At 67.8% G+C, this 13,075-nt stretch carries 15 protein-coding genes and 1 tRNA gene; 6 read left to right on the forward strand and 10 right to left on the reverse strand.

Features of this window, described 5'->3' with window-relative positions; all coding sequences use genetic code 11:
• Nucleotides 1–43 precede the first annotated feature (43 nt).
• Nucleotides 44–742, forward strand: coding sequence for an ArsR/SmtB family transcription factor (locus ACO07I_RS12280; protein ID WP_422017662.1), 699 nt, complete (start codon nt 44–46; stop codon nt 740–742).
• On the opposite strand, the gene ACO07I_RS12285 is transcribed toward ACO07I_RS12280, so the two are convergent.
• Genes ACO07I_RS12285 through ACO07I_RS12295 form a run of 3 tightly spaced genes read right to left on the reverse strand, consistent with a single transcriptional unit; the run spans nt 743 to nt 3,497 of the window.
• Nucleotides 743–1,867, reverse strand: coding sequence for a DSD1 family PLP-dependent enzyme (locus ACO07I_RS12285; protein WP_422018241.1), 1,125 nt, complete (start codon nt 1,865–1,867; stop codon nt 743–745).
• Nucleotides 1,868–1,887: 20 nt separating this feature from the next.
• A complete protein-coding gene (locus tag ACO07I_RS12290; RefSeq protein ID WP_422017664.1) occupies nt 1,888–2,862 on the reverse strand; it encodes a tripartite tricarboxylate transporter substrate-binding protein in 975 nt (324 codons plus the stop codon).
• A complete protein-coding gene (locus tag ACO07I_RS12295) occupies nt 2,859–3,497 on the reverse strand; it encodes an HAD-IA family hydrolase (RefSeq protein ID WP_422017666.1) in 639 nt (212 codons plus the stop codon). Before ACO07I_RS12295 ends, ACO07I_RS12290 begins: the two co-directional genes overlap by 4 nt.
• 70 nt (nt 3,498–3,567) lie before the next feature.
• Here ACO07I_RS12295 and ACO07I_RS12300 point away from each other — a divergent pair, with 70 nt between their 5' ends.
• Nucleotides 3,568–4,467, forward strand: a complete 900-nt coding sequence (locus ACO07I_RS12300; protein WP_422017668.1) for a LysR family transcriptional regulator — start codon at nt 3,568–3,570, stop codon at nt 4,465–4,467.
• 131 nt (nt 4,468–4,598) lie between these two features.
• On the opposite strand, the gene ACO07I_RS12305 is transcribed toward ACO07I_RS12300, so the two are convergent.
• From ACO07I_RS12305 to ACO07I_RS12315, 3 genes are read right to left on the reverse strand one after another with little or no spacing between them, the layout of a single operon-like run.
• Nucleotides 4,599–5,120 carry a PaaI family thioesterase gene (locus ACO07I_RS12305; RefSeq protein ID WP_422017670.1) on the reverse strand — a complete coding sequence of 174 codons (522 nt, stop codon included), beginning with the start codon at nt 5,118–5,120 and terminating at the stop codon, nt 4,599–4,601.
• Nucleotide 5,121: 1 nt separating this feature from the next.
• Nucleotides 5,122–5,544, reverse strand: a complete 423-nt coding sequence (locus tag ACO07I_RS12310) for a PaaI family thioesterase (RefSeq protein WP_422017672.1) — start codon at nt 5,542–5,544, stop codon at nt 5,122–5,124.
• A gap of 8 nt (nt 5,545–5,552) precedes the next feature.
• Nucleotides 5,553–6,299: a TSUP family transporter gene (locus ACO07I_RS12315; protein ID WP_422017674.1), complete on the reverse strand. Its 747-nt coding sequence runs from the start codon at nt 6,297–6,299 to the stop codon at nt 5,553–5,555.
• A gap of 115 nt (nt 6,300–6,414) precedes the next feature.
• Between ACO07I_RS12315 and ACO07I_RS12320 the strand changes: the two genes are divergently transcribed.
• From ACO07I_RS12320 to ACO07I_RS12330, 3 genes are read left to right on the forward strand one after another with little or no spacing between them, the layout of a single operon-like run.
• Nucleotides 6,415–7,302 (forward strand): LysR family transcriptional regulator, encoded by an 888-nt coding sequence (locus tag ACO07I_RS12320; RefSeq protein ID WP_422017676.1) that lies wholly within the window; start codon nt 6,415–6,417, stop codon nt 7,300–7,302.
• Nucleotides 7,299–7,862: a DUF488 family protein gene (locus tag ACO07I_RS12325; protein WP_422017678.1), complete on the forward strand. Its 564-nt coding sequence runs from the start codon at nt 7,299–7,301 to the stop codon at nt 7,860–7,862. Before ACO07I_RS12320 ends, ACO07I_RS12325 begins: the two co-directional genes overlap by 4 nt.
• Nucleotides 7,859–8,722, forward strand: a complete 864-nt coding sequence (locus tag ACO07I_RS12330; protein ID WP_422017680.1) for an alpha/beta fold hydrolase — start codon at nt 7,859–7,861, stop codon at nt 8,720–8,722. Before ACO07I_RS12325 ends, ACO07I_RS12330 begins: the two co-directional genes overlap by 4 nt.
• Before the next feature lie 34 nt (nt 8,723–8,756).
• Here ACO07I_RS12330 and ACO07I_RS12335 read toward each other — a convergent pair whose 3' ends face one another.
• From ACO07I_RS12335 to ACO07I_RS12350, 4 genes are all read right to left on the reverse strand, one after another.
• Nucleotides 8,757–10,277, reverse strand: coding sequence for a hypothetical protein (locus ACO07I_RS12335; protein ID WP_422017682.1), 1,521 nt, complete (start codon nt 10,275–10,277; stop codon nt 8,757–8,759).
• Between the two features lies 1 nt (nt 10,278).
• Complete coding sequence (locus ACO07I_RS12340; protein ID WP_422017684.1) at nt 10,279–11,283, reverse strand: SGNH/GDSL hydrolase family protein; 1,005 nt, start codon at nt 11,281–11,283, stop codon at nt 10,279–10,281.
• Between the two features lie 67 nt (nt 11,284–11,350).
• Nucleotides 11,351–11,425, reverse strand: a tRNA-Gln gene (locus ACO07I_RS12345).
• A gap of 63 nt (nt 11,426–11,488) precedes the next feature.
• Nucleotides 11,489–12,004 carry a flavin reductase family protein gene (locus ACO07I_RS12350; protein WP_422017686.1) on the reverse strand — a complete coding sequence of 172 codons (516 nt, stop codon included), beginning with the start codon at nt 12,002–12,004 and terminating at the stop codon, nt 11,489–11,491.
• Between the two features lie 196 nt (nt 12,005–12,200).
• On the opposite strand from ACO07I_RS12350, the gene ACO07I_RS12355 reads away from it, so the two are divergent.
• Complete coding sequence (locus ACO07I_RS12355; protein WP_422017688.1) at nt 12,201–13,067, forward strand: CHAD domain-containing protein; 867 nt, start codon at nt 12,201–12,203, stop codon at nt 13,065–13,067.
• Nucleotides 13,068–13,075: the final 8 nt, after the last annotated feature.

A 13,075-nucleotide genomic window follows, 5' to 3' on the forward strand; every position in this document is an offset into this window, starting at 1 on the left:
ATTGACCGTGGCGAGCACGAACGGCCGGGCCTAGAGTCCTGTCATGACCACCGTGAACGCCCTCTCCGAGATCGCCGCCCTGATGGGCGATCCGGCGCGTGCCTCGATGCTGTCGCTGCTGATGGACGGCCGCGCGCACACCGCGTCGGACCTCGCTCATACGGCCGGCATCACCGCCCAGACCGCGAGCGGCCATCTCGCGCGCATGGTCGAGGCGGACCTGCTGGCCGCCCGTGCCCAGGGGCGCAACCGCTTTTATCGTCTCGCCTCACCCGAGGTGGCGCACGCCATCGAATCGCTGATGGCACTGGCCGGTGCACGGGCGGCTCCGGCGTCGAAGAGCGCGGCGTGGCGGCGCGATCCCGATCTCCGCTTCTGCCGCACCTGCTACGACCACCTCGCCGGACAGGTGGGCATAGCCGTCACCGATTCGCTGACCCGGCAGGGGCATCTCGAACCCAAGGGGCCACGCGACTGGCAGCTCACACCGTCTGGCGAATCGTTCTGCGGCAAACTGGGCGTCGATCTCGGCACGGCGCGCCAGGCGAGCACGCGCCACTTCGCGCGCCAGTGCCTCGACTGGAGCGAGCGCCGGCCGCACATCTCGGGCGCGCTGGGCGCCGCCATCGCCGACACATTCTTCAAGCGCGGGTGGGCCGAGCGCCTGCGCCGCAGCCGCACCGTGCGCCTCACGGATTCCGGCCGCCGCGCCTTGGGCAGCCATTTCGGCGCGACGGTCTAGCTACCACCCCTGGAAGCGCGGCCAGGTCGCGGCGTCGCCGGCCGGCGTCACGGCGAGGTAGGACGGATACTGCGCGCCGGTGGCGCAGGCGTGGTTGGGCAGGATGCGCAACCGCGCACCGATGGGAAAGCGCTCGACCAGGCCCGCATCGGCCGTGCCGTCGCGACGCGCGACGATGCCGTGCTCCTGATTGGCACCCGAGACGATCAGCCCGTCGATCACGTTGCCCTCAACGTCGCACACGGCGCCGTAGCCATAGTCGATCTTCTGGCGCTGGGTGCCGCGGTCGCGGCTCATCGCCATCCAGCCGGCATCGACGATCACCCAGCCCTTCTCGGGCTGATGGCCGATCACGGTGGTCAGCACGGAGAGCGCGACGTCCTCGGGTTTGCAGACGCCGACGTTGGACATCACGAGATCGAAGAAGACGTAGACGCCGGCCCGCACTTCGGTGACGCCTTCGAGATGCTGTGCGGCAATCGCGGTCGGGGTCGAGCCGATGCTGACCTCGGGACAGGCGAGGCCGGCGGCACGCAGACGCTCGGCGGCACGCACGCACAGCGCCCTCTCCTGTTCCGCCAGCGCCTGCAGCGCCGCCGGCGTGTCGAGATCGTAGGAGCTGCCGGCATGGGTGAGCACGCCTTTCACCCTCGCGCCGCCGGCCTGCAGCACCTGGCCGATCGCGATCAGCTCCGGCGCCTCGGGCTGGACGCCCGAACGATGGCCGTCGGAATCGATCTCGATCATGAGGTCGAAGCGCTGGTTCGTTTCACGGCCCTTCGCCACGACGGCCTCGGCCGCCGCCACCGAATCGACGAGCAGCGTCAGCGCGCAGCCCTTACGGATGAGGGCCAGTGCGCGGTCGAGCTTGTCCGGCACGATGCAGACCGCATAGAGCACGTCGGAAAAGCCCGCGGCGAAGAACTGTTCGGCCTCCTTCAGGGTCGAGACCGTAATGCCCACGGCGCCCGCTTCCTGCTGGGCACGCGCGACCTCGATGCATTTCGAGGTCTTCACGTGCGGCCGCAGGCGCACGCCCAGCGCCGACAGATGGCCCTGCATGCGCGCGATGTTGCCTGCCATGCGGCGCTCGTCGATCAGCGCCGCCGGGGTCTCGATATCCATCAGCTTCAAGTGTCCACCCTTCAGTCGAGATACTCGCCGCGCGCCCTGAGCGCCGGCACGTCCTTTTCCAGCCCCCGCGCGATCAGCGCCGTCACGGTAGCGGGCTGCAGCGCCTCCGGCGACGGCAGATCGACGCCCACGGCATTCATCTGCTTCACCAGCGCCGGGTCGGCCACGGCTGCCCGCAGCGCCTCGTTCAGCCGCGCCATGACCGGTTGCGGCGTGCCCTTGGGCGCGAACAGCGCGTTCCACGAGCGCAGGTTCACGTCGTAGCCCTGGCTCGCGGCCGTGGCCACACCCGGCAGCTGCGGCAGAGGCTGGTCGCTCAGCACGGCAAGCGCTTTGATCTTGCCGCCCGCGATCTGCGGCAGCGCCGTCGTCGTCTGGTCGCACATGAAATCGATGTGGCCGCCCATCAGGTCGTTCATCGCCGGCGCCACGCCGCGATAGGGCACATGAGTGATGTTGAGCTTGAGCGCCGACAACAGCACGACGCAGGCATAGTGGGAGATCGAACCGACGCCCGCACTGCCATAGGTCATGCCTGCCTTGTTCTTCTCGGCATAGGCGATGAACTCCTTGAGGTTCGAGACCGGCAGGCTGGCCTTGGCGACCAGCAGCAGCGGCGCCGTGCCGGCGAGGCCGATCGGCTCGAAGCCGGTCAGCGGATCGTAGGGCAGCTTCTTGAACAGGGCGGCGTTGGCGACGTGCGTGCCGATCGTGCCGAAGCCGATCGTGTAGCCGTCGGGCGCAGCGATCGCGAGCTTCGTCAATCCGATCGTGCCGCTGGCGCCGCCGATATTCTCGACCACGACGGTTTGCTTGAGGTCCGCCGCCATGCCCTGCGCGAGCGCGCGGGCCAGCGCATCGCTGGGACCGCCCGCGGGGAACGGCACGATCAGCGTCAGCGGCTTGATCGGGAAGCTCTGGGCGGTGGCCGTACCGGCCGCCAGCAGCAGCGGCGCGAGGGTGAGCAGAAGTCGGCGTAACATCATGACAAACGTCCTTCCAGCCAGGGGAGAAGATCGTCGAGCGTCGGCCGCTCGAGAGCAGCGGGCGGCGCCCCCTCGGGGCGCGCCAGGCCGACGCGGTTGTGCCAGTAGGTCCTGAGGCCGACAGTGGAGGTGCCGAACAGGTCGTAGCCGGAGCCCGCGACGAAGGCCGCCTCGCCGGGCGCGACGCCCAGCGCGGCAAGCGCCTGCCGATAGGGGCGCGGGTCGGGCTTGTAGCAACCGGCCTCCTCGGCCGTGACGACACAGTCCCAGCGCGTCCGAAGCCGCTCTGCCGCCTGCCGGCCCAGCCGGATCGAGCAGTTGGTCACCACGCCGAGCTTCGTGCGGCCGGCCAGCGCGTCGAGAGCTGCCTGCGCGCCACTCCAGGGCGGCAGTTCGAGCCAGCGCGCCTCCAGCGTATCCGCCGCGCCTTCGGCCAGGCCGGTCGTTACAGCCGCCTCGCGCACAAGCTGTTCGTAGGGCACGTAGCTGCCGCAGCCATAGGTGAGCCGCAGATATTCGGCCCGCCAGGCGCGGCCGCGCTCTTCCGAGCCGGCCACGTCGTTCCACAGGGTCCAGGAGTCGAGGAGCGCCGTCAGCAGGTCGAACAGGACGGCTTTGGGAAAGGTCGTCGTCATGCGCCCAACGTAGCAAGTCGCAGGCCGTTGGTGCTTAAATCGGACGAACAGTTCAGTTAAGGAAAACTGAATGATCACGCTCGCCGACCTGCAATTCATGGAAGCGCTGGCGCGTACCGGCTCGCTGAGCGGCGCCGCCCGGTCGCTCAACGTCACCCCGCCAGCCCTGTCGCTGCGCCTCAAGAAGCTCGAACGGACGCTGGGCGTCAGCCTCGTGGTGCGCAGTTCGCGGCGCCTGCGCTTCACCGGCGAGGGCGAGCATCTGGTGAGCGAAGCGCAGGCGATGCTGGCGCGGATGGGCGCACTCACCGACCTGCTGGGAAAGGAGGGTGGCGCCCTCTCGGGGCCCTTGCGGGTGGTCGCACCCTTCGGCTTCGGCCGCCTGCACGTGGCCCCCCTCGTCGCCCGCTTCGCCCAACGGCACGAGGCGATCCGCGTGACGCTCGACCTCTCCGAACGCCCGTGGACCGACAGCGAGGACGCCGATGTCGTGGTCCATATCGGCGCGGTTCGCGATTCGACCTGGGTGGCGCACGTGCTGGCGCGCAACGACCGCTGGGTCTGCGCCGCGCCAACCTATCTCGATCGCCGCGGCACGCCGGACGATCCGCGCGACCTGCTGCAGCACGATTGCCTCTGCGTACGCGAGAACAACGAGGACGTGACGCTATGGCGCCATCGCCGCGGCAGCCGCAGCGGCGCCGTGCGCGTGACGCCGACCCTGACCAGCAACGACGGCGAGGTGGTGCGCAACTGGGCGCTCGCGGGGCTCGGCCTCATGCTGCGCTCGCAGTGGGACGCCGGCCCCTTCGTGAAGCGCGGCGAGCTCAGGCGCGTGCTGGCGCCCTGGTCGTTCGAGGGCGCCGACATTCTCGCGCTGGTGCCTGCGAGACGCGGCATCTCGGCCCGCGTCACCTCCTTCGTCGACTTCCTGAAATCGTCCCTCAGATCTCGCCCGCCGGGCCGCTAGCCTCTTTCCGAGGGAGACAGGTCACACACCAACCTCATGCTGAGGAGGCTGCGGAGCAGCCGTCTCGAAGCATGGGCACGAGCACCACGTTTGCAGCTCACCCTTCGAGACGCCGCGCCGTGCGCGGCTCCTCAGGGCGAGGGTGGTTGGCTGGCTGGAGTCGATGGAACTCCAGCCTCGGCCTTCGTGTAGCCGGTGCCGTCGCCCGACGAGATCTTGGCGATCGAGGAGGCGCGCAGGATCTTCTGGTCGCCCACGGTCAGATAAATGTTGGTGAACAGCAGGCTGCGCGTCTGGCGGATCAGTTCGGCGCGGCCCTCGACCCAGTCGCCGACCCGCGCGGGCGCCACGAAATCGAAGGTCATGCTGACGGTCGGCAGGAACTTGCGCAGGCCGGCGAGATAGCCGCCGCCCATCGTGCCCACGAGGTCGGCCACCGTCATCATCATGCCGCCATGCAGGCCGCCCGCCGGGTTGCACATATTCTGTTGCACGCGGATCGCCAGCACGAACTCGTCGCGCGTGCCCTTCTCGCCGCGCTTCACATACATGTTGCCGACATGCATGTTGAAGTTCGGCTCGGGCCGGCCGCGGGCGAAATCGACGAGAGTGAAACCTTCGGGTGGATCGTCGGGTATTTCGTAGGAAGTCACTCTAGCTCCGGACTCTCAAGGGGCGTCCCGGCCGCAGCAGCGCGAAGTCGCCCAGCCCGGCCAGCACATCGTGGCGCGGACCATAGAGACGGCCCCTCACCTGCGCCACATGCTCGTCATGGCCCAGCAGCTCGCCCGTGGCCTCGATCCAGTCGCCGACCCGCGCCGGAGTCAGATAGTCGAGCGTCAGCTTCAGGGTGACACAGCGCCGGTCGATGGCGTGGTAGACCACCGAGCCAAGGGCCGCATCGATGAAGGCGGCCAGCATGCCGCCATGCACGATGCCCAGCGCATTGGCATGTTGCGGGCCGGGCCGGAAGCCGCGCCAGACCCTGTTTCCCTCGACCTTCTCGAACCACGGGCCGTTGGCCGCGGTGAATCCGGTCGCTTCAGTGAGTTCTCGAAAGCCAGCAGGAATGTCCACGCGCCATCTTAGGCAATCCCGGCCAGCAGCACCAAGCCATAGCCGACATAGTAGAGACCCAGCACGGTGATGAGCCGTCCCGCCCAGGTGCGGAACTGAGCGTCGGACAGGCGCTCGAGGATCTGCTTGCCGAGCGACGTGCCCAGCATGGAGGCAGCCACCGCCATCACGAGCACCCAGGGTTCGACCGAACCGGCCTGCTCGATGAGAGCGCCGAAATAGAGGAGCTTCGAACCATGGCCGAACACCTGGCACGAGGCCTTGGTGGCGACGATCTGCTGGCGATTCATCGGCGAGCGCAGGAAGAGCTGGTCGACCAGCGGGCCGGTCACGCCGGTCAGCAACATGAGCGCCATGCAGGCGATGCCGCCGCCCAGCGCCTGCAGTGGGCCGAGCGTCGCCGGCATCCACCGCGTCGGCACGACCCGCAGCACGAAGGGCGAGAGCCCCAGCATCAGCAAGGCGACGGCTTTCTCCGGCACGTAGAGCGTGAGCGACCAGAGGCCAACCGCGATGAAGCAGCCCAGCACGTAGAAGGCCGTGATGCGCCACTGGATGTGCCGCCGCCACAGCAGCGCGCGCCAGCCGTTCGACGCCATCTGCGTCACCGCATGCAGCACCATGGCCATCGGCAGCGGCAGCAGGAAGAGCAGCACGCCGATCAGCACCATCCCGCCTGCCATCCCGAAGATGCCGGACAGGAAGGCGGTGAACACCATCAGGATGCCGAGCCCCAGAGCCATCGATATCGCCATCTTGCCCCCGCCGATCCCAGAGCTCCTCAGAATGAGGACAAGGGCTTGTCTAGGGCCGGACTATGCAGTGTTCAAATATATGATAACTTCTATTTCCATACTTTATGGATATGCCATGGAACTGCGACACCTTCGTTATTTCGTCGCCGTGGCGCATGAGGGCCATGTCACCCGCGCAGCCGAGAAGCTGCACATGCAGCAGCCGCCGCTCAGCCAGCAGATTCGCGCGCTCGAGCAGGAGATCGGCGCGGCCCTTCTGCTGCGCCATCCGCGCGGCGTCAGCCTGACCGATGCCGGCCGCTCCTTCCTGGCCGATGCCGAGGCGATCCTGGCCGCCGTCGAACGCGCGACGGTGAAGGCGCGGCGCACGGCGCGCGGCGAGACCGGCCGCATCGCCGTGGGCTTCACCACCTCGGCGCCCTTCCACCCGCTGGTGGCGCGCGCCATCCGCGAGTTCCGCCGCGAGCGCCCCGATATTTCCTTCGTACTCGAGGAGAACAGTTCCGGCGACCTGCTGGCCGCGCTGCGCGACGAGCGGCTCGACATCGCCTTCATCCGCTCCGGCCTCGTCGAGCCGCAGGGGCTTCAGCTGTACGAGCTGCTGCACGAGGAAATGTCGGCCGCCCTGCCGGCGCGCCACAGGCTCGCACGCCGGCCGAAACTCGCGCTGAAGGATCTCGCGACCGAGGACTTCATCCTCTACCGCCGGGCCGACGGGCGCGGGCTCTACGACGTCATCATCGCGGCCTGCAGCGCTGCCGGATTCAGCCCCCATGTCAGCCAGGAAGCGCCGCGCATCGTCTCGACCCTCAACCTCGTGGCCGCCGGTCTCGGCATCACCATCGTACCCGCGTCGCTCAGCAGGTTGCCGCTGGAGGGTGTAACGTATCGCCCCCTCACCGGGCGGCCCGCGATCAAGGTGCCGCTCAACCTCGCCTGCCGGCGCGACGATCCCTCGGCCGCGACCCAGGCCTTCATCGACAAGGTGCGCCGCCTCGCATGAAACCGGTCAAGACCATCGGCCACTCCAACCATCCGATCGAACGCTTCGTGGCGCTCCTGAAGGCGGGCGGTGTGGAACGCCTGGTCGACGTGCGCTCCACGCCGTGGTCGCGCCGCCATCCGCAGTTCGGCCAGACGAACCTCGCGCGCTCGCTGGCCGAGGCCGGCATCGCCTATGTTCATGAAGGTCCTGCACTTGGCGGCAAACCGCAGGCTGGTGGCAGCTACGACCAGCTGGCGGCGCGGCCGGAGTTCAGGTCCGCCCTCGACCGCGTGATCGAAGACGCGCAGCACACGGTGCTCTGCCTGATGTGCGCCGAGAAGGAACCGCTCGACTGCCATCGCACGGTTCTGGTGTCGCGCCGTCTCGCAGAGCGCGGCGTGGCGGTGGAGCACCTGTTGGCCGATGGCGGCACGCGGCCCCATCATGAGGTCGAGGAAACAGTGCTGGGCAAGGACGTCGCCCCCGACCTGTTCGAGGACCGTGCCGCGCGGCTTGCCCGCGCCTGGCGTCGTCTCGAAGCGAAGTGGGGCCGCGCCGGGACCGGCGAGGGAGAATGACCGAGATGGAAGTCCGCAACATAGAGACCGCGCCCGGCCTGGTGTTCGATGCCTCCGTGGCCGGCGACGGGTCGTCACCACTGGTGCTGATGCTGCACGGGTTCGGCGTGTCGCGGCACTTCTGGACGGCGCAGGTGCCGGTGCTGGGCGATGCCGGCTACTTCGCGGTGGCGCCCAACCAGCGCGGCTATTCGGCGGGCGCGCGACCCGATCCGGCCAACCTCGATTCCTACCGGTTCGACAAACTCACCGGCGACGCGCTCGACCTCGTCTCCGCGGTGGGCCATGGCGACAAGCGTTTCCATCTCGTCGGCCACGACTGGGGCGCGAGCCTCGCCTGGGCCATCGCTTTCAAGCATTCCGAGCGGCTTCGGTCGCTCACCATCCTGTCGCGCCCGCATCCGATGTCGTTTGCGCGGGCACTGGCCATGCCGGACGGCGAGCAGAAGCGGCGCTCCGGCCATCATCAGGCATTCCTCGAACCCGATGCTGTCCCGAAGCTGCTGGCGGACGACTGCGCCTGGCTGCGCGCGCGGCACACCAAGGAGGGCGTGCCGCCGGAGGCGATCGATCGCCATCTCTCCGTACTGGGAAGCGCGCCGGCGATGGAGGCGGCGCTGGCCTGGTACCGGGCTCGCGGCGAACGCATGCCGCTCGGCCCGATCAAGGTGCCGACCCTCTATGTCTGGGGAGACGCCGACGACACGGTGGGCCGCGCCGCGGCCGAGGGCACGGGCGAATTCATCGACGCGCCCTACCGTTTCGAGGTGCTGCCTGGCGTCGGTCATTATGCTGCCGACCAGATGCCGGAGAGGGTTAACGAACTGCTGCTGGATCATCTCCGCCGCTACGCGGCTTAGGATCGCGCACCTCCCCATCTGAATGGGGAAGAACTCAGGGCGCTTTACACTCGAGCTTGGTGAGCCGCGGCGAGAAGGTGGGAAGCGCCGTCGACGCGCCGGCCGGCCAGGGGCGCGGCCAGGCCTTGTCGGCCAGCTTCTTCTCGACCAGCGGCACCAGCAGGTTGAAGGCCGCCCAGCCGCGGATCCGGGTGCCGGCATAGGACGTGTGCACGGCATCGACGAACAGGTCCGGGTCGAACGGCGTGTTGCCGACCAGATCGAGAAAGGCGATGCCGTGGACCGCGGCGTACTTGGCGAACAGCCGGTTCTGGAAGTTCGCCAGCCGCTCGAGGTCGCGATAGCGGTAGGGCCAGTTGGCCGCGTTGAGCTGCTCGATGATGAACCGGTGCCGAACCGGATCGACGACCATCCCGTCTTTCACCATCCAGAAGAACGAGGTGAGCGCCATGTCGGCGCCGACCGTGGCGAGGTCGGCCCGGATCTGGTCGAGGTCCTTCTGGATGAGGTTCAGGTTCACCGGCAGGTTGGCGAAGTCGAGATCCGGATTCATCTCGTCGAGCCCTTCCGGCCAGATGACCTTGTAGTCGGGCTTGGGCCACTCGGCGCCGCTGTTGTTGCCGGTCGAGGCCCCGGCCATGGCGAACCCGGCCTGCACGCGGCCGATCAGGGCGGAATAGCGCGCGGTTTCCTTCAGCCACTTCACGGCCGCCGGCTCCTGCGCATTCGACGGGCGGGTGACGGGGACGTCCGGCACCTTGTCGACGATCGAGGCCGGCCGGAACTGATTGCCGCCCTCGTGATAAACGACGAGATCGGGCCGCAGTGGGAGCACCTCGGTGCGCACGACAGCGGCGATGTCGCTGGACTTGATGCTTTCGCGGCCGGCGTTCAGGACCTCGAACCTGATGCCGAGCCCTTTGGCCCTGGACCAGACGTTCATCCAGTGGCCGACATATTCCGGCCAGGAGTAGGGCAGATGGTGAGACTCCACGACGGTGGAGGAGCCGACGAAGACGATGCGGACCGTCCTCTCGGGCCGCGGATTCTCGATCGGAGGTCCACGCCAGCCGATCTGGTTGGTCGTGAGGCCGCTCGGGATGGTGACGTCGGGCAGGAACCGATAGGGCGGCCGCGGCTGGCCGTCCGGCGCGTCGTAGAGGAAGAGCTGGCCCGGCGCATGACGCAGGAACCAGTGATGGCACGGATCGCCGGAGAAACTGGTGTTCCATACCTTGAAGGCATCCGAGGGCCGGAACCACATGCCACCGACGGGATTGGCCTCGACGAAGCGATAGAGGCGCTCCCAGTCTTCAGGGACGGCACGCTTGTTGGGCAGCGGCGCCGGGTCGTCGAAGAACCAGGCGCGCTCGACGCCGGCCGCCCGCGGGACCTTGTCGACCGACTCCTGTTTCACGCTGGCGAGCCCCATCGGCTCGCCAAGCGGCGTGAGCAGGATGGGGTAGCCGTCGATGTAGCGGACGACCCCTTCGGCAATGACGACGCTCAGTGCGAGCGAAATCAGGACAAGCAGCGCGTCCTTGAGGATCCGCATTCTACTTGCAGCCTTTGCCTTCGTCCCGGCACAGGCCGTCCAGCAGGGTGTTGAGCTCGGGCACGATCATGGTGGTGAAGGCTGCCATGGCGGCGCCGTTCGGATGCGGGTCCGGAACCGTCACCCACAGGCTCGCGGGATCGAGATTCTCGACCGTCGGCAGCATGTCGAAGAACGGCACGCCCAACCCCTCGACGTCGGCCTTCACCTTGGCGGTGACATCGGCGAAGGGATAGGGCTTCAACTCGCGCAACTCGGGCAGGTTGAATACGACCAGCTTGGCGCCCATTTCGCGCGCCGTGACGGCGAAGCCCTGCAGCGCCTTGCGGGTCTGCTGCCAGCCGGCGGCATCGTCCTTGTAAAGCTCGCGATAGTAGCGCTTCCAATCGGGCGCCTCGCCGAACTGGCGCATCAGTGAATCGAGGCGATATTTGAACACCACCCAGGCGGCCGAGTGCTCGTCGAGCCACGAGGTCTGCCCGTAGGTCGGCACCGGTTCGGCGTCGTTGATGAAGTAGGTCAGCACGATGATGTCGGGCTTGAGCTTCGCGGCCGTCTCACGGAACAGCGTGAGTTCCTGCAGCGTGTTGTGGTTGCCCACGCCCGTATTGTAGCTGTCGACCTTGCGACCCTCGGCGACCAGCGCGGAGGTCACGCGGGCGGCCGCGGTCTCGTTCTGCGCCACGCCCCAGCCCAGGGTCGTCGAATCGCCGACGAAGGCGATACGCGCCACGCCCACCGGTGCCTTCTCGGGAATTTCCGACGACCGGAAGCCGTGGCTGTCGGTCGTCACCTTGACGCCCATGAGGTCGGCTGCGGCATTGGGACGGTGGCGATGACCGAGGTCGGGGCGCATGTCCCTAACCTTCACGTCGCGTGCATAGCGCCACATTTCAAGTTCGTAGAGCATGCCGGTGTCGAGGAAGAGCCGGGTCATGCCCTCGAGGCAAAGCGCGCAAACGGCGGTGAGAACGACGACCAGAAGCGTATTTTTCAGGAAATTCATCGACCTTGTCGCTCGAGCGGTTCATCCAGAAGACAGACGGACGTCGAAGCCCTCGAAGAGGGCGCGATGGCTGGGGCGCCAGGATTCGAACCTGGGAATGGAGGAATCAAAATCCTCTGCCTTACCGCTTGGCGACGCCCCAGCAGGTGCCCTTTCGGGCGGGCGCGAACATAGTGGGTTGGTGCCGGGGCGCAACCCCGCTCGTTCAGGCTGCCTGGGCGGCCTTCTTCAGGGCCTCGCCATGCACGAAGGTGCCGTCCGCATAGAGGAGCGGCAGGGCGGTTTCGTGCAATGCGACATCGACGATCTCGCCGATGTAGATCGTGTGCGTACCGGCCGAGAGCTCGGTGACCAGCTTGCAGTCGAAGGACACGGGACATCCTTTCAGCACCGGTGCGCCGGTGGTGAGCGTCGTCCATTCGCCCATGTCCCGGAACCGCTCGTCGCCCTCGGTCCCGTCCATGCCGGCGAACCGCTCGGCAAGCTTGCGATGCTCCGGGCAGAGAATGTTGACGCAGAAGAAGCCGGCTTCCCCGATCGGGTCGTGGGCGCTGGCTGTCTTGTTGACGCAGACCAGGATCTGCGGCGGTTCGGCTGAAACCGAACAGACCGCCGTGGCGGTCAGCCCGCCGCGCTGGTCCCCCACTCTGGTGGTGATCAGGGTTACGCTCGCCGCCAGGTGGCGCATGCCCTTCTTGAAGGCCGCCGCATCGATACTCATGAGAATGACTCTAGGCCACGCCGGGGCGCCGCCGCCACTGCAAAGACAGCGTAACAGGCGCCGCCAAACGAGGGGCGGGAGGGGGAATCCGACCAAACCGGACGCCGCCACCGTCGCCGGGATGACACAAAACCTTCACCGGACTGTCGTTCTTTAAGGTTGCCCCCTCGTCCGGCGCCGCTACGGTCGAAACGCAATGTCAGCGTCCGGGCATAAGCTTACCCCTGAAACCCCTCCCGAGGCGGCGCTTCGCACGATCGCGGCCTCGTGCCGGGCCGATCTCGCCAAATATCGGGAGATCGTCCTGCAGAGCCGCCGTCCCATCGGGATCCACCAGGCGCGGGTGGCGCTGCGCCGCCTGCGGGCCGCCTTCAGTGTGTTCCGCCCTGCGGTAGACAGCCCGGAGGTGCGCGCCCTCTCGGCAGAGGCCAAGTGGCTGGCCGGCGAATGCGGACCCGCACGCGACCTGCACGTATTCTTGACCGAAAGCGTGATCGACGTTCCGCCGGTCGTGAAGCGGGTCGGCTCGCGCCTCGCCGCGAGCCACCTCGAACGCGCCCGGGCCGCCCTGGGCAGTGCCCGCTACGAAGCCTTCGACCAGCGGCTCGCAGCCTACGCCGCGGAGCCGGCTCCGGAGGTCCGCGGCGGGCTGCACCTCGACGAATTCGGCCGTCATGTCCTCGATTCCCGCCACGCCAAGGTGGTCCGTCGCGGCCGCCTGCTGGACAAACTGAGCGAAGAGCAACTTCACCAACTGCGCATCGGCATCAAGAAACTGCGCTATGCCGCGACCTATCTCAGTCCCGCCTTTGCCTCGCCCCTGGCCAAGCCCTATATCGAGGCAACGGTGCGCCTTCAGGGCGCGCTCGGCGCCTTGAACGATCGCGCGACGGCGGCCCGCATGCTGGCCGATATCGCGACGGCCTCCCGTCCCTCCGAGGACACGGCCTCGTCCCTCAAGGTCCTCGCGAGGCAGGCGTCCGGCGGCGAGAAGCGCCGCCGTCGCAAGCTGGAGCGGGCCTGGAAGGAGTTCAGGAAGGTCGAGCGCTTCTGGCGGGCGTGATCCCCGAA

Origin of the sequence: Reyranella sp. (assembly GCF_965227665.1) — a bacterium.
In the GTDB taxonomy this organism is placed as follows: Bacteria; Pseudomonadota; Alphaproteobacteria; order Reyranellales; family Reyranellaceae; genus Reyranella.